Annotated in this window: 21 protein-coding genes; 14 read left to right on the plus strand and 7 right to left on the minus strand. The window is 66.1% G+C overall.

The window, feature by feature from the left end:
- Positions 1-45 precede the first annotated feature (45 nt).
- On the minus strand, positions 46-1,059 hold the full coding sequence (gene cobT, locus AKN83_RS10260) for a nicotinate-nucleotide--dimethylbenzimidazole phosphoribosyltransferase (protein ID WP_050405763.1): 1,014 nt from the start codon (positions 1,057-1,059) through the stop codon (positions 46-48).
- 53 nt (positions 1,060-1,112) lie between these two features.
- Here cobT and cobS point away from each other — a divergent pair, with 53 nt between their 5' ends.
- Positions 1,113-1,865, plus strand: coding sequence for an adenosylcobinamide-GDP ribazoletransferase (gene cobS / locus AKN83_RS10265; RefSeq protein ID WP_050405764.1), 753 nt, complete (start codon positions 1,113-1,115; stop codon positions 1,863-1,865).
- 151 nt (positions 1,866-2,016) lie between these two features.
- Here cobS and AKN83_RS10270 read toward each other — a convergent pair whose 3' ends face one another.
- Positions 2,017-2,859: an SH3 domain-containing protein gene (locus tag AKN83_RS10270; RefSeq protein ID WP_157113302.1), complete on the minus strand. Its 843-nt coding sequence runs from the start codon at positions 2,857-2,859 to the stop codon at positions 2,017-2,019.
- 240 nt (positions 2,860-3,099) lie between these two features.
- On the opposite strand from AKN83_RS10270, the gene AKN83_RS10275 reads away from it, so the two are divergent.
- Positions 3,100-3,669, plus strand: coding sequence for a histidine phosphatase family protein (locus AKN83_RS10275; protein WP_050405766.1), 570 nt, complete (start codon positions 3,100-3,102; stop codon positions 3,667-3,669).
- A gap of 84 nt (positions 3,670-3,753) precedes the next feature.
- On the opposite strand, the gene AKN83_RS10280 is transcribed toward AKN83_RS10275, so the two are convergent.
- Positions 3,754-4,542 carry an SDR family NAD(P)-dependent oxidoreductase gene (locus tag AKN83_RS10280; protein ID WP_050405857.1) on the minus strand — a complete coding sequence of 263 codons (789 nt, stop codon included), beginning with the start codon at positions 4,540-4,542 and terminating at the stop codon, positions 3,754-3,756.
- A gap of 164 nt (positions 4,543-4,706) precedes the next feature.
- Positions 4,707-6,377 carry a methyl-accepting chemotaxis protein gene (locus AKN83_RS10285; protein ID WP_050405767.1) on the minus strand — a complete coding sequence of 557 codons (1,671 nt, stop codon included), beginning with the start codon at positions 6,375-6,377 and terminating at the stop codon, positions 4,707-4,709.
- A 483-nt stretch (positions 6,378-6,860) separates the two neighbouring features.
- Here AKN83_RS10285 and AKN83_RS10290 point away from each other — a divergent pair, with 483 nt between their 5' ends.
- The 8 genes from AKN83_RS10290 (at position 6,861) to AKN83_RS10325 (ending at position 12,150) form a co-directional block, all read left to right on the plus strand.
- Positions 6,861-7,514, plus strand: coding sequence for a glutathione S-transferase family protein (locus AKN83_RS10290; RefSeq protein ID WP_050405768.1), 654 nt, complete (start codon positions 6,861-6,863; stop codon positions 7,512-7,514).
- Positions 7,515-7,680: 166 nt separating this feature from the next.
- Positions 7,681-8,052: a nuclear transport factor 2 family protein gene (locus AKN83_RS10295; RefSeq protein WP_050405769.1), complete on the plus strand. Its 372-nt coding sequence runs from the start codon at positions 7,681-7,683 to the stop codon at positions 8,050-8,052.
- Between the two features lie 128 nt (positions 8,053-8,180).
- Positions 8,181-8,597 carry a YciI family protein gene (locus AKN83_RS10300; RefSeq protein WP_050405770.1) on the plus strand — a complete coding sequence of 139 codons (417 nt, stop codon included), beginning with the start codon at positions 8,181-8,183 and terminating at the stop codon, positions 8,595-8,597.
- A 147-nt stretch (positions 8,598-8,744) separates the two neighbouring features.
- Positions 8,745-9,170, plus strand: a complete 426-nt coding sequence (locus AKN83_RS10305; RefSeq protein WP_050405771.1) for a YciI family protein — start codon at positions 8,745-8,747, stop codon at positions 9,168-9,170.
- 84 nt (positions 9,171-9,254) lie between these two features.
- A complete protein-coding gene (locus AKN83_RS10310; RefSeq protein WP_050405772.1) occupies positions 9,255-9,620 on the plus strand; it encodes a YciI family protein in 366 nt (121 codons plus the stop codon).
- A gap of 286 nt (positions 9,621-9,906) precedes the next feature.
- On the plus strand, positions 9,907-10,611 hold the full coding sequence (locus tag AKN83_RS10315) for a TetR/AcrR family transcriptional regulator (protein ID WP_050405773.1): 705 nt from the start codon (positions 9,907-9,909) through the stop codon (positions 10,609-10,611).
- Positions 10,612-10,741: 130 nt separating this feature from the next.
- Complete coding sequence (locus tag AKN83_RS10320) at positions 10,742-11,233, plus strand: DUF2852 domain-containing protein (RefSeq protein ID WP_050405858.1); 492 nt, start codon at positions 10,742-10,744, stop codon at positions 11,231-11,233.
- Between the two features lie 152 nt (positions 11,234-11,385).
- Positions 11,386-12,150, plus strand: coding sequence for a serine acetyltransferase domain-containing protein (locus tag AKN83_RS10325; protein WP_050405859.1), 765 nt, complete (start codon positions 11,386-11,388; stop codon positions 12,148-12,150).
- Positions 12,151-12,176: 26 nt separating this feature from the next.
- Here the strand turns inward: AKN83_RS10325 and AKN83_RS10330 are convergent, their stop codons facing one another.
- The 3 genes from AKN83_RS10330 to AKN83_RS10340 all read right to left on the minus strand — a co-directional run bounded on the left by AKN83_RS10330 (position 12,177) and on the right by AKN83_RS10340 (position 15,518).
- Complete coding sequence (locus AKN83_RS10330; protein ID WP_244521946.1) at positions 12,177-12,935, minus strand: haloacid dehalogenase type II; 759 nt, start codon at positions 12,933-12,935, stop codon at positions 12,177-12,179.
- A 175-nt stretch (positions 12,936-13,110) separates the two neighbouring features.
- Positions 13,111-14,184: a tartrate dehydrogenase gene (locus tag AKN83_RS10335; protein WP_050405774.1), complete on the minus strand. Its 1,074-nt coding sequence runs from the start codon at positions 14,182-14,184 to the stop codon at positions 13,111-13,113.
- A gap of 20 nt (positions 14,185-14,204) precedes the next feature.
- Complete coding sequence (locus AKN83_RS10340; protein ID WP_050405775.1) at positions 14,205-15,518, minus strand: MFS transporter; 1,314 nt, start codon at positions 15,516-15,518, stop codon at positions 14,205-14,207.
- 245 nt (positions 15,519-15,763) lie between these two features.
- Between AKN83_RS10340 and AKN83_RS10345 the strand changes: the two genes are divergently transcribed.
- The 4 genes from AKN83_RS10345 (at position 15,764) to AKN83_RS10360 (ending at position 18,325) form a co-directional block, all read left to right on the plus strand.
- Positions 15,764-16,681, plus strand: a complete 918-nt coding sequence (locus AKN83_RS10345) for a LysR family transcriptional regulator (RefSeq protein ID WP_050405861.1) — start codon at positions 15,764-15,766, stop codon at positions 16,679-16,681.
- Positions 16,682-16,838: 157 nt separating this feature from the next.
- Complete coding sequence (locus AKN83_RS10350) at positions 16,839-17,147, plus strand: hypothetical protein (RefSeq protein WP_050405776.1); 309 nt, start codon at positions 16,839-16,841, stop codon at positions 17,145-17,147.
- A 220-nt stretch (positions 17,148-17,367) separates the two neighbouring features.
- Entirely contained in the window at positions 17,368-17,565 is a 198-nt protein-coding gene (locus tag AKN83_RS10355) for a hypothetical protein (RefSeq protein WP_050405777.1), read from the plus strand.
- Between the two features lie 4 nt (positions 17,566-17,569).
- Positions 17,570-18,325 carry a metal ABC transporter ATP-binding protein gene (locus AKN83_RS10360; protein WP_050405778.1) on the plus strand — a complete coding sequence of 252 codons (756 nt, stop codon included), beginning with the start codon at positions 17,570-17,572 and terminating at the stop codon, positions 18,323-18,325.
- Position 18,326: the final 1 nt, after the last annotated feature.

Consider the following 18,326-nt stretch of genomic DNA (forward strand, 5'->3'; position numbering starts at 1 on the left):
CGCGCTGAACCCGTAGTCTACGCTAGCCCATGCGGCGACAGTTTGTCAGCCCGCGCCGGAGACACCGGCCTCGGCAAAGGTCGCCATGCCGCCATGACAGGCGAGCGCCGCGCGCAGCAGCAGGATCGCAACCCCGGCGCCGGAGGCTTCGCCGAGCCGCATCTCGAGATCGAGCAGGGGCGCGAGCTGCAGGTCGCGCAGCAGCTGACGATGGCCGAGCTCGGCCGAGACATGCCCGGCGCGGCAATGCGCGAGGCTATCAGGCGCAAGCCGCGCCAGCGGCAGCACCGCCGACGTCGCGACGAAGCCGTCGAGCAGCACCGGGATCGATCGTGCCCGCGCCGCCAGCACGGCGCCCGCGATGGCCGCGAGCTCGCGGCCGCCGAGCGCGACTGCGACGGCGAGCGGATCGTCGAGCAGGCTGCGATGCAGTTTCAGCGCGGTATCGATCACAGTGCGCTTGCGCAGCAGGCCGGTATCGTCGACGCCGGTGCCGCGGCCGGCCCAGCGCGCACCGCGTCCGCCCATCAGCGCCGCGCACAGCGTCGCCGCGACCGTGGTGTTGGCGATGCCCATCTCGCCGACCACGAGCAGATCGCATCGCTCCGGCACCGTGCGCCAGCCGGTGTCGAAGGCGACCAGGAAATCGGCGCCATCCATCGCCGGCGCCATCGTGAAATCGCGGGTCGGACGTGCGAGTTCGAGCGGCTCGACGCGCAGCTCCGCCCCGGCAAGCCTGGCGATCTGGTTGATCGCGGCGCCCCCCGCGGCGAAATTCGCCACCATCTGCGCGGTGACTTCAGAGGGAAAGGCGGAGACGCCGCGCTCGGCGATGCCGTGATTGCCGGCGAACACGGCGATCGTGACCTGGTCGAGCCGGGGGATCTCGCGCCGCTGCCAGCGCGCCAGCCAGATCGCAACCTCTTCCAGCCGGCCGAGGCTGCCCGGCGGCTTGGTCAGGTTCTGCTGGCGCAGGGTAGCTGCCGCAGCGCTCGCCTCATCGCCCTTGGGCAGGTCGCGACAAAAGCTCCGGATGTCGTCTAGAGTGCTGAAATGCATGCGATTCCCTCGTCGAGCGGGCCGCAAACTAGTTCAATTTTCAGGCCTTCACCATGAATCAATGGCTCGACGATCTCAGGACCGCCACGGCCTTTCTGACCCGGCTGCCGATGCCGCATCCGGACGGTGCGCGGCCGGAAGGTTTTGCCCGGGCGCAACGGCTGTTCCCCCTGGTCGGCGCGGGCATCGGGGCGGCGATCGGCCTGTTCTGTCTGCTGCTGCGGATGATCGGTGTTCCGGACCTCGCTGCGGCGGCGCTGGCGCTCGGTTGTGGCGCGCTGTTGACCGGCGCGCTGCACGAAGACGGGCTCGCCGATGTCGCCGACGGGTTCGGCGGCGGCCGCGATCAAGCGGCCAAGCTCGAGATCATGCGCGACAGCCGGCTCGGCACCTATGGCGCGCTGGCGCTGGTGGTGAGCTTTGCCACCAGGCTCGCGGCCCTGGCTGCACTTCCCAACGGAATGGTGGTGCAGAGCCTGATCGCGGCGCATGCGCTCGGCCGCGGTGTGTTGCCGTGGATCGCGATCAGCCTGCCTTACGCGCGCAAGGATGGGCTCGCGGCTAATGCCGGCCGGCCCGACGGCGCGATTGCGGGTGTCGCAGCCGGCATCGCGCTGGTGATCGCAGTCCTCGCGCTGCCCTTCGGCAGCGCGCTGCTGGCGGCGATCGCGGCCGGCGCGAGCGCATCGATCATGGCGCTGCTGGCAAAGCGGCAGATCGGCGGCCAGACCGGCGACGTGCTCGGTGGCGCCGAGCAGGTTGCGGAGACCGCGATCCTGGTGCTGCTCGCGGCGCGGCTCGGCTAGCGATTTCGAGTGCGGTGGAGACCCCTTCGCATGAAGATGATGCGAGCCCAAGCAACCGCTGGCGCGCGTTCAGCCATGGGCCAGAACTGGAAGCCGCGCCGATCCGAGGCGTTGTTCCGGGACAAGACGTCGATGGGCATTGCATCGACCGTCACCAATCGTCGTAGAGCCATTCCCTGGAGATTGGCGGCCGCGCTCTAGCATACGGGGGTGGAGACGTCCGCTCGGGCTTGCGCACGCTTGGAGTAGGCGGCGTCGGAAGCGGTAACGGCTTCGGCTCGGAGAGCTTCGCCAGCGTCCGTTTCATGTCTTCTTGGCTCGCCTTGAGTTCCTCGATGGCTTTGGAGCTCACGCGGGCCGTCTGTTGCTGGTCCGCCTTGAGCTGCTCGATGCTTCGCTCCAAATTTTCGAGGTTGCGGGCGATCGTTTGCAGCAGCTGCGCTTGGTCGGGAAGAGCTGGATTGACCGTCGGCGCGGCGTCCTGCGGCGGTACCGGGGGCGTCGCCTGGGGCAGAGCGGCGTCCACCGCTGCGGCCTGAACGGTGGGTGGAGCGGGCTGCGCCGCCAGCGGCGGATTATCCGGGGGCAATGACGGAGTTGAAACGAGCTGAGGCACCCAACGTGCGACAACCTGCTTGGCTCCTCTACCGTACGACGACTGCAAAGCCAGCGCGCCGACAATGATACATGCTGCCAGCGACAAGCCGGCGAGAGCACGGAAGCCCGGCATCCGGCGCGGCGATCGCGAGCGAGGTCCGAAAGCGGCAGAGCCTGGCTCGGAAGCGCCAAGGCTGGGTCCGGCCGAAGGCGGGGCAGGCTGCGCCGGAGCCGGGGAGGCGGCATCGCGCTCCATTCTCGCAAGCTGTTCGCTCAAACGCGCGAGCTCTTCATTGGCGCGCGTGATCTGCTTGTGGGTTTCTGCGAGTCTTTCGTCGGCGCGCGTGGTCAGGCCATCGTTCGATTCGACCGGGTTCGGGGTGGGGGTGGAGTTCACTGGCGCTTCCCTTTCCATCCAATGTCACCCAAGCGTGCCGACTCGGTTATCCGTCCGGGTCGACCGACCCCCAGCACTCCCGTCAGTCTTGTCCAAAAAATGGCCGGATGATAGCGGGCTGAGGTCACCTGATAATGGGGGACCACCACGTACCGTGTACGTTGGCGCCTTGCCCGATAAATCAGGCATCAACTGTCAATGAGTACACGCCCCGGTCAGAATGGAAGGGCTGCTGCCGCGATGGACCATGAAACGCATCTCTGGCTGATCCGCCACGCGCCGGTCGACGGTCCGCGCGGCGTGATCCATGCGCCGGATGCGCCCGCAGACCTCGGCGATGCGCCAGCATTCGCCGCGTTGCAGGCGCGGCTGCCGGCCGGCGTTTTCGCGGTCTGCAGTCCGGCGCGGCGCACGAGCGAGACCGCCGAGCGGCTCGGCCTCACGGCGACGGCGGATGATGCCTTCCGCGAGCAGGATTTTGGCGACTGGACCGGCCGTCGCCACAGCGAGATCGAGGCCGAGCTCGGCGCGGCGGCCTATCGGGCGTTCTGGAATTCGCCGGGGACCAACCGGCCGCCCGGCGGCGAAAGTTTTGCCGATCAGATCGCGCGCGCGCGGGCAGGGCTGGTGCGGCTGCCGGCCGGCGACGTCGTGCTGGTCGTGCACTCAGGCACCATCCGTGCGATCCTCGCAATCGCGCTCGAGCTCGCGCCGGAGCTCGCGCTGCGCTTCGTGATCGATCCATTGTCGTTGACGCGGATCGATCGGCTGGCAGATGCCTGGCGCGTGGTCGCGGTGAATGGACGGTAGACCTTTCGCTGGTTTCAACCCGTCATCCCTGAGGAGCGCGCGCTGCGCGCTCCTCAGGGTGACGATGAGGCTGCGTGAGCGTCCTCACCCGTTCCGCCGCTGCCCGCGCAGGGTCGGCAGGCCGATGCCGGCGGCGTCGAAGCCGCCGTCGACGGCGAGGATCTGGCCGGTGATGTAGCTGGCGCGATCCGAGCACAGGAAGAAGATCGCCTCCGCCAGCTCCTCCTCCAGCCCGTAGCGGTTGAGCGGGATCGCGTCGTGATAGTCGGCGCGGATCTCCGGCGTGTGCACGGCCTTGGCCATCGCGGTCTCGACCGGCCCGGGCGCGACGCCGTTGACGCGGATGCCGAGCGAGGCGAGCTCCACCGCGAGCTGCTTGGTGAGATGGGCGAGGCCCGCCTTGCTGGTGCCGTAGGCCGAGCGCAAGGTCGAGGCGCGCACCGCCGAGATCGAGGTGATGTTGACGATCGCGCCGCCGCCATGCTCGCGCATCACGGGCGCTGCCGCCTTGGTGCACAGGAACGGGCCGGTGAGATTCACCGCCATGATGCGGCTCCAGTCGGCGTCCGAGGTCTCCAGCACCGGCGCGAACACGGCCGTGCCGGCGTTGTTGACCAGCGCGTCGAGCCGGGCGAAGCGGCTCGTGATCGCAGCGATCGCGGCGGCCACGCCGTCGGCGTCCGATACGTCGCAGGTCAGCGCCAATGTGGTGTCGGGCTGCTTCAATGCCGCGACCGCGCTCTCCAGCAGCGCGCCTTCGATGTCGAGCAGCGCGACGCGCCAACCGTCGGCGAGAAAGCGTTTCGCGGCGGCAAGCCCGATACCGCGCGCGGCGCCGGTCACGAGTGCGACTTTGGGGGAAGCGGAATTCATCGGATGGTCCATCGGTTCAGGCAGGAAGTCCCGACCGTCTGCGACCTTTACTCCGACGTGTCAACCCGAGAGGAATTCTTTGTCATTGTCGTGTGGCAGTCGCGTCTCGAAGGATGCACGACCACCAGCCTGGGCCGTGCATCCTTCGAGGATCGCACCGCTGCCTATGCCGCGAGTTCGGCAGAGGCGCGCTGCATGTTGGTCGACATGTCCTGCGTGACGATGCTCTGCTCCTCGACTGCGGCGGCGGTGGAGGTGATGTATTCGTTGACGCCGGCGATCGCCGCCTTGATCTCGGACAGCGAGGAGACCACCTCGGCCGCGATCGAGTTCAGTGCGTCGATCTCCGAGGAGATCGTATCGGTCGCCTGCTTGGCCTGGTTGGCGAGGCTCTTCACCTCGGAGGCCACCACCGCGAAGCCGCGGCCGGCTTCGCCCGCACGCGCCGATTCGATCGTGGCGTTGAGCGCGAGCAGGTTGATCTGCCCGGTGATGCTCGAGATCATCTCGACGATGCCGCTCATCGCCTGAGCTGCGGCGTTGAGTTTCTGCGCCTGTCCGTCGGCAGCCTCGACACGGCCTGTTGCGACCGCGGCGTTCTGCTTCGACTTGGTCATGGTCTCCGAGATCTCGCGGATCGAGGCGCTCATCTCCTCGCTGCCGGCGGCAACCGCCTCGATCAGGCCGCGTGCGCTGTCGGCCTTCTTGCGGCCGATCGCCTGCGCGGTGATGTCGGTGGCGTATTTCACCACCTTGTAGGGCTTGCCGTTGAGATCGAGGATCGGGTTGTAGGATGCCTGGATCCAGATCTCGCGGCCGCCCTTGGCGATGCGCTTGTATTCGGCGGCCTGGAACTCGCCGCGATTCAGCGCTCCCCAGAACTCGCGGTAGCCCGACGAGCCTGCCTCGACCGGCTCGACGAACATGCTGTGATGCCGGCCCTGGATCTCGGCGAGCGAATAGCCCATCGCGGCGAGGAAGTTCGGGTTCGCGGTACGGATCGTGCCGTCCATGTTGAACTCGATCACCGCCTGCGACTTGCCAATGGCGTCGATCTGGCCGTCATTGTCGGCGGCCTTCAGCTTCTGCTGCGTGATGTCGGTCGCGAACTTGACGACCTTGAACGGCTTGCCGCGGTCGTCGAGGATCGGATTGTAGCTGGCGAGGATCCAGATCTCCTTGCCGCCCTTGGCGAGGCGCTTGAATTCGCCTGACTCCAGCTCGCCGCGGTTCAGCCGTGCCCAGAAATCGCGATAGGCCGGGCTGTCTCGGTCGGGCGGCGGCACGAAGATGCTGTGGTGCTTGCCCTGGATCTCGGCGAGCGAGTAGCCCATCGCGCCGAGGAAGTTCTCGTTGGCATTGACGATGGTGCCGTCCATCTTGAACTCGATGACCGCCTGCGCCCGGCCGATCGCGGCGATCTTGCCGGCGTCTTCCATACTGTGGATCTTCTGCGCGGTGATGTCGGTGGCGAATTTGACGACGCCGACCGGCTTGCCGGTCTTGTCCAGGATGGGGTTGTAGGAAGCCTGGATCCAGACCTCGCGGCCGCCCTTGGCGACGCGCTTGTACTGCGCGGCCTGAAGCTCGCCGCGATTCAGGCTCGCCCAGAACGCGCGATAGTCGTGGCTGTCGCGATACGCCGGCTCGACGAACATGCTGTGGTGCTTGCCCCTGATCTCGTCGAGCGTGTAGCCCATTGCGTTCAGGAAGTTCTCGTTGGCGGTGACGATGGTGCCGTCGAGCTTGAACTCGATCACCGCCTGCGACTTGCCGATCGCTGCAGCTTGCGCCAGCGCACTGTCGATGTTTGCCTTGTTGCTGAAACTGAACATCAGGGCTCCGTGAAGTTTCAAATGAAACGGGATGGGAAATTGGATCGACGCAACTCACGGAAAGGTTGCAGCGAGCCGTTTAGCATCGGTAAAGCCTGCGGCGTGGCACGGACTGCATAATGCAGCGCGGCGCGCACGCATCTATCTCAGCTTGCAAAGTAATTTTCCGATGTGCACGTTATCATCCATAGTCGTGATGCGATCTCTACCGTAATCCTACGGACCAAAATTGGTGACGATTTTGGTGTGATGCGGATGATCGCAATGCATCTACTTCAGCGACGCTGATAGACCTATTACGAACGCTGATATGCTGAGCGTTTCACGGATCGATTCCGCACCGCGATTCGCAGCCTCGACGAATGCGCATCGCGTCGATGCCCGCTCTCAGTCCCGGCCGACGGGCAAAATAATTCCGCACGAGATGTCTGTTGAGCGGTCTCCGGTTCGTCGTCCAGATACTGGTCCCATGATGGAGTTCCGATGTCACTGACCCTGCATTACCACCCGCTGTCCTCGTTCTGCTGGAAGGCGCTGGTCGCGCTTTACGAGAACGGCGCGCCGTTCACGCCGAACATGGTCAATCTCGGCGACCCCGCCGAGCGCGCAGCGCTGCTCGCGCTGTCGCCGATCGGCCGCTTTCCCGTGCTGCGCGACGAGGCGCGCGGCGAGACGGTGCCTGAATCGAGCATCGTCATCGAGTATCTCGACCGGCATTATCCCGGCGCCGTCGGATTGATCCCCAATGACCCGGAGCTCGCGTTGCAGACCCGGCTGCGCGACCGCTTCCTCGATCTCTACGTCCATCTGCCGACGCAGAAGATCGTCGGCGACCGGCTGCGGCCGGCTGACAGCAAGGACCCGCATGGCGTCGCCGAGGCGCGGGCGCAGCTCCGTACTTCCTATGCAATCCTGGATGAGCAGCTCGCGCATGACGGCTGGATGATGGGTGAGCAGGTCTCGCTGGCCGACTGCGCCGCCGCGCCGGCGCTGTTCTACGGCAACAAGGTCGAGCCGATCGGGGAGGACCATCCGGACCTCCTGGCCTATCTCGAGCGGCTGAAAGCGCGGCCGTCCTTCGCGCGCGTCCTCAAGGAGGCCGAGCCTTATTTCGGCATGTTCCCCAATGGGGATTGAAAACTGGGACGGAACCGACAGGGGAACCCGCGGTTCGGTCGAGACCCGAAAATAAATCGCGGTGCGATGTCGCTTTTGGGCCGCCCCGTTCGTCATCTCCCTGAAGCCCGGGTTCTGGAGCGCCGGTCGCGCCCTGGGGCCCGGGCGAGATTTGTGTGGAGGTGACATGGCTGCAGCTGGCAACAGGGCGGAGATCATCCGCTCCCTCTTCGCCGCTTATCTCGCCAATGATCGCGCGAGTGTGGAAGCGGCGTTTGCCGAGGATTTCCGTTTCTCGACGCCCTACGGCGAGAACATCGACAAGCCGCGCTATTTCGCCGAGTGCTGGCGCGACTCTGGCTGGATCGGCCGCCACGAGATCGAGCGCATCATGGTCGACGGCGCCGAGGCCTTCGTCACCTATCGCTGCGTCGCCCGCGACGGCAAGAGCTTCCGCAACACCGAGTTCTTCGTGTTCGACGGCGACAAGGTGTCGCGCATCGACGTCTATTTCGGTCCGTCGCATCAGGACGGTGTGCTTGTTCCGCAGGAGCGCTGACCGCAGTGACGCGCGATGCGACGACCTCCGAAATAATTCCGCCTGTCCTGTCGGCGCGGCAAGCCACGCGTCGTCCTTGAGACGAGCACCGGCGATGCCGGCAAGACAGCAGCCAACGGAGCAGGACGATGAAGTTCATGGTGATCGTGAAGGCGAACAAGGATACCGAGGCCGGCGTGATGCCGAGCACGGAGATGCTCGCTGCGATGGGCAAGTTCAACGAGGAGATGGTCAAGGCCGGCGTGATGCAGGCCGGCGAGGGCCTGCATCCGACCAGCAAGGGCGCGCGCGTCAAATATGCCGGCGGGCAGAGCACCGTGAGCCATGGACCGTTCAGCATGACCTCCGATCTCGCCTGCGGTTTCTGGATGATCGAGACCAAATCGCTCGATGATGCGATCGGCTGGATGAAGCGCGCGCGGTTCGACGCCGGCTCCGAGATCGAGATCCGCCAGGTGTTCGCCGCGGAGGATTTCGGCGAGGCGCTGACGCCCGAGCTGCGCGAGCAGGAAGAACGCCTGCGCGCGCAGGCTGGAAACAGGTGACGACTTCGTCATTGCAGGCTTGCGCATCCAGGTCGGCTGTTGCCGACTTGGACAAATACCAGGTGCCGAATTCGAGTAGACTCGAATTCGGACGACGCGCTGCCGAAATGACGGGGTGAGAACTCAACTAGCAAGGAAGTCCGACCAATGCGTTTCATGATGTTGATGATCCCGCTCGGCTACGAGTCCGCGCCGGCCGAGCTCGAGCTCGACCCCGAACGGGTCGCCGCAATGATGCGATACAATCAGGCGCTGAAGGACGCCGGCGTGCTGATCACGCTGGAAGGCCTGCATCCGCCGGCCTCGGGCGCGCGCGTCAAGTTCGACACCGGCGAGCCCATCGTGGTCGACGGCCCCTTCACCGAGGCCAAGGAAGTGATCGGCGGCTTCTGGATGATCGAGGTCGCTTCGCGCGCCGAAGCGATCGCATGGGCCAAGCAGTGCCCCGCCAGTGCCAACGAGATGATCGAGATCCGCCAGGTGCAGGAGATGGCGGATTTCTCGGAGGAAGTGCAGCAAGCGGCTTCGACCTTCGAGCATCCGCAGGGCGGCTGGGGCAAGGCGCTGCGGTGAATCTCAAACGAGACGCGATGCCACCGCAAAGCGGCGGCATCGCGCGACCGACCGATCGTCAAACCACCACAACGGAGAAGCACGATGAGCAATGACACCTTCCTCGCGGTCTATCTCGGCGGCGGCAAAACCGGTTCGCGCATGGCAGCCTGGAACGCGCTGCCGGAGGCCGAACGGCGCGCCAAGGAACAGCAGGGCATGGCCGCCTGGGGCGCCTGGGTCGAGAAACACCACGATGTGATCGTCGAGATGGGCGGGCCGCTCGGCAAGACCAAGCATGTCGGCGCCGGCGGCACCGCCGACATCGCCAATCTGATGACCGGCTTCACCGTGGTGCGCGCGCCCTCGCATGAGGCGGCGGCAAAGCTGTTCGAGAACCACCCGCATTTTGCGATATTCCCCGGCGAGGCCGTGGAGATCATGCCGGTGCTGCCGATCCCGGGACGGTAGTGCCCGGGCCGATACTGCGGGAGCATTTACCTCCCCTTGAAAAGGGGAGGTCGCTTTGCTCGCCAGAGCAAAGCGGGTGGGGATCTGCTCTCTCCGCATACAGCGTCGCCTGCGGCCGCCCTTCCCCCTTTCAGGGGAAGGGGAGTATACGCAGGCATTGGCTTGAGCGGGGCTCCGCTGGTCAAGCGACAGCAGTGTGCCTCACGCCACCGATCCGTTAATCTTGATTGACGGGCCGTCGTCCCGCTAGTGACCTTTACCGCCGGCTCATGTAAAAGCCGTTCACATGAGCTGGCGCAAGGACCAAGGCCGCGCCGAGCGCGGCTATCATCACGGCAATCTCAAAGAGGCGTTGCTGCAGGCCGCCCTCGACCTGATCTCGAAGAAGGGGCCGGCCGGCTTCACCTTCGCCGATGCCGCGCGCATGGCCGGCGTCAGCCCCGCCGCGCCGTACCGGCATTTCCGCGACCGTGACGAGCTGATCGCCAGCATCGCGCAGCGCGGCTTCGAGCAGTTCGAGCAGCTCTTGACGCAGGCCTGGGACGACGGCCGCCCCGACACCGTCACGGCGTTCGAGCGGGTCGGCAAGGCCTATCTCGCCTTTGCGCGCGAGGAGCCCGCGTTCTACTCCGCGATGTTCGAATCCGGCCTGCCGGTCGATTCCAATTCGACCCTGATGGCGGCAAGCGAGCGCGCCTTTGCGATCATCCGCGCCGCCGCCGAGCGGCTCGCGGCGCTGGCGCCGCCCGGCACACCGCGCCCGCCGGCGATGATGATGGCGCTGCATATCTGGTCGATGTCGCACGGCGTCGCCTCGCTGTTCGGCCGCGGCGACGCCGCCCGGCGCAAGCTGCCGATGTCGCCGGAGGATCTGCTCGAGGCCGAAGTGCTGATCTATCTGCGCGGCCTTGGCTTCCTCACCGATCGCAGGCCGGGCGCCGCGGCGCCCGCCGACGACAAGCCGGCCGGCCCGTGGGGCAAGCCGAAATAAGGTTCAACGGCGAACTCAAAAATAATCCGAGGGCTGCGTCATCAGCGCTGCTTGACTTTCGCAAGGGATCGGCTACCTATGTAAATGTTATTTACATTCACAACGGCGTGATGCCGTGATGGAGAAGGAAATGGCCTACACCGCTGATGTCAATCGCTGGCGCGGCCCCGTCGAAGAGCCCTACCGTCCGCACTTCTACGCGACGCCCTGGCATCCCCTGAAGATCGCCGGGATCATCCTCGGCTTCATGATCTGGTGGCCGATCGGCCTCGCCCTTCTCTTTTTCACACTCGGGAGCAGAAAAATGGCCTGTTGGAGTCACAACGACATGGATCGCTGGCAGAACAAGATGGAGCGCATGCAGGACAAGATGGAGCGGATGAAGAGCCGCATGGAGCGCCGCGGCTTCCCGTTCGGCGGCTTCGGCCCGCCGTCGAGCGGCAACCGCGCCTTCGACGAGTATCGTCAGGACACGCTGCGCCGGCTCGAGGAAGAGCAGGTCGAGTTCAAGAACTTCCTCGATCGCCTCCGCCACGCCAAGGACAAGGAAGAGTTCGACGCCTTCATGGCGCAGCACAAGACCCGTCCGACCCCGCCGAACGATCAGCCGCCGCAGGGCTGATCATGCGAGGCAAGCACTGAGCCTTCAGGCGATGTGCCCCCATAACACCCTGATGGCCCCGAGCCGCCCGTTTGCGACAAGCAAGCGGGCGGTTTGCATTTTGGCGAGGCCATGCCCACTCTATCGTCCTGACGCGGGGCGATGAGGTGATCATGGCGGTGCAGGTGACGGCGAGTCCCGACGATCTCTGGCTTGCGATCCGGCGCGAGGCGGAAGCTGCCGTTGTCGCCGATCGTTTTCTCGAGGCGTCGGCCGCCTTCATCCTCGATCAGGGCGATCTCGGCGGCGCGCTCGCCTTCCTGATCGGCCGGGCTATCTGCCGTGCGGAAGCCGATCGTGCGCAGTTCATGCGGACCGCCCGCGAGGCGTTCGCGGCCGAGCCCGCGCTGGTCGAAGCCGCGGCCACCGATCTTACCGCCATCGTGCGCCGCGACCCGGCGATCACGGGCCTGCTGGTGCCGCTGCTCGACTTCAAGGGCTACGTCGCGCTGCAGGCCTGGCGGGTGACGAACTGGCTGTGGCGCCATGATCGCCCTGATCTTGCGCTGCTGATGCAAAGCGCGACGGCGGACCAGTTGCAGATCAGCATTCATCCCTCGGCCAAAATCGGCACTGCGGTGTTCCTCGATCACGGCACCGGCATCATCATCGGCGCTCTGGCGTCGATCGGCGATGAGGTCACGATCCTGCAGAACGTCACCATCGCCCGGCATCAGGATGACCCGCGCCATGCCCCGACGATCGGCCGCGGCGTGCTGCTCAGCGCCGGCGCAACGCTGATCGGGAATCTCTCTGTTGGCGATTTCGCCAAGGTCGGCGCCGGCGCACTGGTGACCTCGGACGTGCCGGCCGGCTGCACCGCCGTTGGTGTGCCGGCGCGGTTGACCAATTGCGCGGAGCCGGGTGCGCTGTCGTGACGTAAGCGCCCTGTTTCGTTGCGTCGCTACGCCGGCACGAGCTGATCGGCGAGTTGCGTAAAGCTGTCCGCGTGCAGGTCGATCCAGGATTCTGGCGCCACGTCGACCTTCGCCGCCGGCCCGAACTCCAGCGGACGGGCGACGAACGCGGTGCGCATGCCGAAGGCCCGGGCCGCCTTCAGGTCGTATTTGTGGCAGGCGACCATCAGGATCTTGTCGGCGGGATAGCCGAGGTAGTCGATGGCGAGCTGATACACGGCCGGTGACGGCTTGTAGCTGCGTGCAAGCTCTGCGGTCAGCACGGCGTCGAACGGCAGCCTGGCGTGCTTGACCACCGCCACCACGGCGGCCATGCCGGCATTCGACAATGTCGAGGTCACGAAGCGGCTGCGCAGGCGCGCAAGTCCCTCGACGCTGTCGGGCCAGGCGTCGAGCTTGCTCCACACCGTGTTCAATTCGTCGCGTTCATTCCTGGAGAAAGCCTCCGCGAGGCCGTGGCGATCGAGCAGCACATCCAGCGCCTCGCGATAGATGCGGTCGACCCGGATCCACGGGCGCTTGCCGGCGATCACGTCGTCGAGCGCGGCACGATAGAGGTCGCGCCATTCGCTCGAGAGCCTTGCCCAGTCGAGCGCGAGGCCCTTGGCGGTGTTGACGGCCTGCCCGGCACTCAGGATCGGCTGATGGAAGTCGACGCATGTCCCCTGGACGTCGAACGCGATGGCGCGGATCTCGTCGCGCCATGCCGCAGCACCAGCCGGCTGTATCCCCGTCATCGCGGCCATGATCGATAGTCCTCCAGCAGTCATGAAGTGTCGTCTGGTCAGATCGGGTAGCACGGTCCGTTTCCCGGTTATGGGTATCGAGAGCAGCCGCACCGTCGTGAGGCGAGTACTCCTGGTCAGGCTCCCTCCCCGCAAGCGGGGGAGGCGGACGACGTTCGCGGATAGCTACGCACTCTCACACGTTCGATCCATGGATCGCGTCGATCACGGCATCCGTCACTTCCTTGGTCGTCGCCTTGCCGCCGACGTCGGGCGTCAGCACGCCGGCCGCGCACACCTTCTCGACTGCCGCCATCAGGCGCGCCGCAGCGTCCTTTTCGCCGAGATGTTCCAGCATCTGCGCGCCGGTCCAGAAGGTCGCGACCGGGTTGGCGATGCCCTTGCCGGTGATGTCGAACGCCGAGCCGTGGATAGGCTCGAACATCGAGGGGAAGCGGCGCTGCGGGTCGATGTTGCCGGTCGGCGCCACGCCGAGGCTGCCGGCCAGCGCGCCTGCGAGGTCCGACAGGATGTCGGCGTGCAAATTGGTCGCGACGATCGTATCGAGGCTCTTCGGATTGAGCGTCATCCGCACCGTCATGGCGTCGACCAGCATCTTGTCCCAGGTGACGTCGGGGAATTCCTGCGCGACCTCGGCCGCGATTTCGTCCCACATCACCATGCCGTGGCGCTGCGCGTTCGACTTGGTCACCACGGTAAGGAATTTGCGCGGCCGCGACTGCGCGAGCTGGAATGCATAGCGCATGATCCGCGTGACGCCGACCCCGGTGAAGACGGCGACTTCGGTGCCGACCTCTTCCGGCAGCCCCCTGTGCGCACGGCCGCCCATGCCGGCATATTCGCCCTCGGAATTCTCGCGCACGATCACCCAGTCGAGATCGCCGACCCCGACATTGCGCAGCGGCGAGGCGACGCCGGGCAGGATCTTGGTCGGCCGCACATTGGCGTATTGGTCAAAACCCTGGCAGATCGGCAGGCGAAGGCCCCACAGCGTGATGTGGTCGGGCACGTCGGGCGCGCCGACCGCGCCGAAATAGATCGCGTCGAAATTCTTCAATTCCGCGAGCCCGTCGGCCGGCATCATCACGCCGTGCTTCTTGTAGTAGTCCGAGCCCCAGTCGAAGGTCTTGACGTTGAAGCTGATGTCGCCCGAGCGCTTTGCCAGCGCCTCGAGCACGCGGACGCCCGCGGAGATCACTTCGGGGCCGATGCCGTCGGCGGGGATGGCGGCGATGGAATGGGTACGCATGGTTGTCTCCGGATCAGTGGTTAGCGGGTTCGCGCGGGATTGGGTTGCGGTTCGGCTGGTGCGGGCGCGGCTCGTGCACGCGACAGCAGCAGCGTCAGCACGGCGGACAGCACCAGCAGGCCGGCGACGAAATAGAGGCCGCCGTCGAAGCTGCCGGTGCGTTCCTTGATCCAGCCGATCATCGCCGGCCCGACGAAGCCGCCGAGATTGCCGATCGAGTTGATGGTGGCGATCCCGGCCGCCGCAGCCGAGCCGGACAGGAACATGGTCGGCATGCTCCACAGCGGCGGCTTCGACGAGGAGATGCCGATATTGACCAGGGTCAGCGCCGCGATCACGGCGGCAAGCCCTGTCCACAATCCCGCCAGCGCAAGTCCCGCCGCCGCAATCAGGCAGGCGATCACGACGTGCCAGGTGCGCTCGCCGGTGCGATCGGAATGCCGCGCCCACAGCACCATGGTGATCACGGCGATGGTCGCCGGCACCGCGTTGAGGAAGCCGACCTGGATCGACGACAGGCCGAACGCCTTGATGATCTGCGGCGCCCACACGCCGAGTGTGTAGAGCCCCGCTGAAGTGCCGAAATAGACCAGCGACAGCGCCAGCACGCGCGGATCGGCGAGGCCGCGCCAGATGCTGTGGCTCGCGGTCGCGGCCTTGCCGTCGGTCTCCGTCTTCATGGTCTTGACCAGCCAGGCGCGCTCGTCGTCAGCGAGCCATTTGGCCTGCTCCGGCCGGTCGGTCAGGAAGCCGAGCACGACGAAGCCGAGCAGCACGGCGGGTATGGCCTCCAGCACGAACAGCCATTGCCAGCCCTTGAAGCCGAGCAGGCCGTCCATCTCCAGCAGCGCACCCGACAGCGGCGAGCCGAGCACGGTCGAGAGCGGCGCCGCGGCCATGAACAGCGCGGTGACGGCGGCGCGCTGCCGCGCCGGGAACCAGTAGGACAAATAGAGGATGATGCCGGGGAAGAAGCCGGCTTCGGCGGCGCCGAGCAGGAAGCGCAGCACGTAGAAGCTGGTCGCGCCCTGCACCAGCGCCATCGCCGCCGAAACGATCCCCCAGGTGATCATCACCCGCGCGATCCAGATCCGCGCGCCGATCTTGTGCAGGATGATGTTGGAGGGCACCTCGAACAGGAAGTAGCCCCAGAAGAAGATACCGGCGCCGAAGCCATAGACGGTCGGCGACAGGCCGATGTCCTTGTTCATGGTCAATGAGGCGAAGCCGATATTGACGCGGTCGATGAAGGCCACGAAGTACAGCAGCATGATGAACGGCACGATGCGCAGTGAGATCTTGCGCAACACGCGCGTGCCAAGCTCGCTTTCCATGGGCTTCCTTCCCCGGTTTGTCTTGTTTGTTGGGACGGCGTTTCCCCGCACCATTGGGAAGCCTAGAAGGCTGCGCCCTTCCGATTCAATCCGCGCCGGTTTATACAAAAAAACGATATAATCGCCGTCGTTGCCTGTCATTGCGAGGAGCGCAGCGACGACGCAATCCATCGCTCCGCATATGCCGAGCGATGGATTGCTTCGCTTCGCTCGCAAATGACTGGGTGGCAATAAAGGAACCGGTCTTGGAACTGCACCAGCTTCGCTGCTTCGTCGCGGCTGCCGAGGAACTGCATTTCGGCCGTGCCGCGCAGCGGCTGCAGATGATGCCGTCGGCGCTCGGCCGCCACATCAAGCTGCTGGAGGAGGATCTCGGGGTCCGGCTGTTCGCCCGCACCACCCGCGCGGTGTCGCTGACCGAGGATGGGGCTGTGCTGCTGCGCGAGGGTCGCGCGTTGCTCGGCCGCGCCGAGGCGATCGAGAACGGCTTTCGCCGCCGGCTGCGCAAGCCGCAGGCGCGGCGCTTCCGGATCGGCGCGATCGACAGTGCCGCAGCCGGCCTGCTGCCGCCGCTGCTGCGCGACCTCCGCGCCGCCTATCCCGACGTCGCCGTGCAACTGCTCGAGGAGAAGACGATCCGGCTGCTGCCGAAACTGCTGTCCGGCGCGCTCGATCTCGCTTTCGTGCGCCCGCCGGAGCGGCCCGACCGGCGCATCGAGTTTTTTCCGCTGCTGCAGGAGACCGCCGTGGTGGCGCTGTCGCACAAGCATAAGCTGGCGCGGCGCAAGCAGATCGTGCTGCCCGACATCGCCGATCAGCCCTTGATCGTGCCGGAGCGACGCTCGCGGCCGCACAGCCACGATCTCACGACAAAACTGTTCGACGAGGCCTCCCTGACGCCGCGCATCCAGGAGATCGCCGACGAGAAGCAGACCATCGTCAACATGGTCGCGGCACGGCTCGGGGTTGCGATCGTGCCGCGCTGGACTGCGCGGATGGCGATCCCGGGCGTGCGTTTCGTTCCCCTCAGGCTCAAGCGCGGCAGTGCCGCCGGCCGCCTGCCGCTCGCCGCCGCCTGGCTGAAGGGCTCCCGCGATCCGGTGCGCGACCAGGTGATCGCGGTGCTCGAGGCAAGGTTGAAGGGTTACGCTCGCGAGGCGTGACGCCGCCCGACGCGAAGGGATAAAGAGGTGTTCGTCCTTCGGAGGACCAGCAACGCAAGTGTCATATTGGCCTGCTAGCGGTTCGGTCGCGGCTGCCATGCGCTTCCCGCGCCGGAAGCCGCCCGACGCTTCGCCGGCATTCCTTGACGGAGGGATCATGCTCCGCATCGTCACGTGTCTGACGCTCCTGGTGTCCCTTGGTGCGGCTGCAGCACAGGACAAGGCGCCTGGTGCTTCGTCGCAGCCCTATTTCGGGGGCTCCACAACGCCGCCGACCGATCTGCCGTCCGGGATCGGCAGCTATTGCATCTACGACAACCTCATCTACTCGATCGGTTCGCCGATCTGCGTCGGCAAGACCAGCTACGTCTGTGCTCCCGCGACAAATGACGCCGAGCTTGGTCAGCGGGCGTATTGGTCGGCGCGGCCGGCCGACCCGAAACTGACCGCGCCGGTGTGCCAGTAGACCGGCTTCCGGTCTCTCGCGTGAATCGAGATCCATCCTCATCGTCGTCCTGGCTTTTCGCCAGGACGACGTTGGAGAGCGCACGGGTCGCTTTCGTCCGGGCGCGGTTCCATCGGGGCGGGTTTTGGCTGGCGCAGCTCGAATCTCTTCCGGTTTTGCGGAGCGGCCATGAGTTCCGCATCGGTAGACTCGCGTTATGTTATAATATAACAATTTGGCCATGGCGCACACGCACTCCCACGACGACCACCACCATCACGGCCACAGCCATCCCCACGAGCATAGCCACGGCCCGTCGGCGCATCCGGCTCAGGCGGCGCCCTGGTCGATCCTGCGCATGCCGGTGTCGACCCGGCTGTCGGCGGCGCTCGCGGTCTCTGCCTGCCTGTGGGCGGTCGTCTGGCTGGCGATGAGGTAAACCGATGGGCGCGCTTGTCACCTTCCGCGACGTTACCCTTGGCTATGACCGCCACCCGGCCGTGCACCATCTCAATGGCGCGGTCGAGGCGGGCGCGCTGCTCGCCGTGATCGGCCCGAACGGCGCCGGCAAGTCGACATTGCTGCGCGGCGTCGCCGGTGTGCTGAAGCCGCTGTCGGGCGTGATCGATCTCGACGGCCTCGAGCATCGCGACATCGCCTATCTGCCGCAATCCGCCGACATCGACCGTACGTTCCCGATCTCGGTGTTCGATTTCGTCGGCACCGGGCTGTGGCGCTCGACCGGCTTCTTCGGCGGCATCGGCAAGGCCGCGCGCGAAAAGATCTTGGCAGCGCTCGCCGCGGTTGGCCTCAACGGCTTCGAGAACCGCCCGATCGGTACGCTGTCCGGCGGCCAGATGCAGCGCATGCTGTTCGCGCGCGTGCTGCTGCAGGACGCCCGCCTGATCGTGCTCGACGAACCCTTCAACGCCATCGATGCCAAGACCACCGCCGACCTGCTGACGCTGGTGAAGCGCTGGAACGGCGAGGGGCGTACGGTGCTGGCCGCGCTGCACGATCTCGACATGGTGCGCAACAATTTCCCGGAAACGCTGCTCTTGGCGCGCGGCCCGGTGGAATGGGGGCCGACCGCGGAGGCGCTGACGCCCGAAAACCTGACGGTCGCGATGCGGATGTGCGAGGCCTTCGACGACAGCGCCGCGGCCTGCGCAACCGATCCACGCTCACGGGCCGCCTGAC

The sequence above is a fragment of the Bradyrhizobium embrapense genome, from assembly GCF_001189235.2.
In the GTDB taxonomy this organism is placed as follows: Bacteria; Pseudomonadota; Alphaproteobacteria; order Rhizobiales; family Xanthobacteraceae; genus Bradyrhizobium; species Bradyrhizobium embrapense.

Coding starts and splice junctions, on each gene's coding strand:
- cobT (WP_050405763.1), bottom strand. CDS start 1,059: ATGCATTTCAGCACTCTAGACGACATCCGGAGCTTTTGTCGCGACCTG.
- cobS (WP_050405764.1), top strand. CDS start 1,113: ATGAATCAATGGCTCGACGATCTCAGGACCGCCACGGCCTTTCTGACC.
- AKN83_RS10275 (WP_050405766.1), top strand. CDS start 3,100: ATGGACCATGAAACGCATCTCTGGCTGATCCGCCACGCGCCGGTCGAC.
- AKN83_RS10280 (WP_050405857.1), bottom strand. CDS start 4,542: ATGAATTCCGCTTCCCCCAAAGTCGCACTCGTGACCGGCGCCGCGCGC.
- AKN83_RS10285 (WP_050405767.1), bottom strand. CDS start 6,377: ATGTTCAGTTTCAGCAACAAGGCAAACATCGACAGTGCGCTGGCGCAA.
- AKN83_RS10290 (WP_050405768.1), top strand. CDS start 6,861: ATGTCACTGACCCTGCATTACCACCCGCTGTCCTCGTTCTGCTGGAAG.
- AKN83_RS10295 (WP_050405769.1), top strand. CDS start 7,681: ATGGCTGCAGCTGGCAACAGGGCGGAGATCATCCGCTCCCTCTTCGCC.
- AKN83_RS10300 (WP_050405770.1), top strand. CDS start 8,181: ATGAAGTTCATGGTGATCGTGAAGGCGAACAAGGATACCGAGGCCGGC.
- AKN83_RS10305 (WP_050405771.1), top strand. CDS start 8,745: ATGCGTTTCATGATGTTGATGATCCCGCTCGGCTACGAGTCCGCGCCG.
- AKN83_RS10310 (WP_050405772.1), top strand. CDS start 9,255: ATGAGCAATGACACCTTCCTCGCGGTCTATCTCGGCGGCGGCAAAACC.
- AKN83_RS10315 (WP_050405773.1), top strand. CDS start 9,907: ATGAGCTGGCGCAAGGACCAAGGCCGCGCCGAGCGCGGCTATCATCAC.
- AKN83_RS10320 (WP_050405858.1), top strand. CDS start 10,742: ATGGCCTACACCGCTGATGTCAATCGCTGGCGCGGCCCCGTCGAAGAG.
- AKN83_RS10325 (WP_050405859.1), top strand. CDS start 11,386: ATGGCGGTGCAGGTGACGGCGAGTCCCGACGATCTCTGGCTTGCGATC.
- AKN83_RS10330 (WP_244521946.1), bottom strand. CDS start 12,935: ATGGCCGCGATGACGGGGATACAGCCGGCTGGTGCTGCGGCATGGCGC.
- AKN83_RS10335 (WP_050405774.1), bottom strand. CDS start 14,184: ATGCGTACCCATTCCATCGCCGCCATCCCCGCCGACGGCATCGGCCCC.
- AKN83_RS10340 (WP_050405775.1), bottom strand. CDS start 15,518: ATGGAAAGCGAGCTTGGCACGCGCGTGTTGCGCAAGATCTCACTGCGC.
- AKN83_RS10350 (WP_050405776.1), top strand. CDS start 16,839: ATGCTCCGCATCGTCACGTGTCTGACGCTCCTGGTGTCCCTTGGTGCG.
- AKN83_RS10355 (WP_050405777.1), top strand. CDS start 17,368: ATGGCGCACACGCACTCCCACGACGACCACCACCATCACGGCCACAGC.
- AKN83_RS10360 (WP_050405778.1), top strand. CDS start 17,570: ATGGGCGCGCTTGTCACCTTCCGCGACGTTACCCTTGGCTATGACCGC.